The 399-nt window shown below is 35.6% G+C and carries 1 pseudogene; it reads left to right on the top strand.

The window, feature by feature from the left end:
• Positions 1-92: 92 nt before the first annotated feature.
• A pseudogene (locus BAU23_RS01430) lies at positions 93-399 on the top strand (IS4 family transposase); the annotation flags it as partial.

The raw sequence follows: 399 nt of genomic DNA, 5'->3' as shown, positions 1-399 counted from the left end.
CACATCCATCAACTTAAGGATTTAGACTATTCTTAAACTTAAAAGCACGTTACTATTCTCTTATGTTAATGAGAAAGGGTGACGTGCTTTTTATGAATATGCATCAAAAACAAGAGCTGTCTTTATTTGCCGAAGAGTTATATCGATATATGTCTCCCTCTACACTTAATCAATTAGCTATAGAAGCAGGTGGAATGAAACGAAAACGTAAGTGCCATGGGCACCATTTTTTATCTTTGTGTGTATGGTTAAATCAACAAATCGCTACAACCTCTCTTACTCAACTTTGTAGTCAATTAGAAACTTCTACCGGAATTTTATTAAGTCCTGAGGGACTGAATCGACGATTTAACTCGGCTTCTGTAGCCTTCTTTCGAAATGTATTTACTACACTTCTAC

This window comes from Bacillus nitratireducens (genome assembly GCF_001884135.1).
In the GTDB taxonomy this organism is placed as follows: Bacteria; Bacillota; Bacilli; order Bacillales; family Bacillaceae_G; genus Bacillus_A; species Bacillus_A nitratireducens.
The sequence above is the reverse complement of the archived record's forward strand: the minus strand, read 5'-3'. Positions and strand labels throughout refer to the sequence as shown.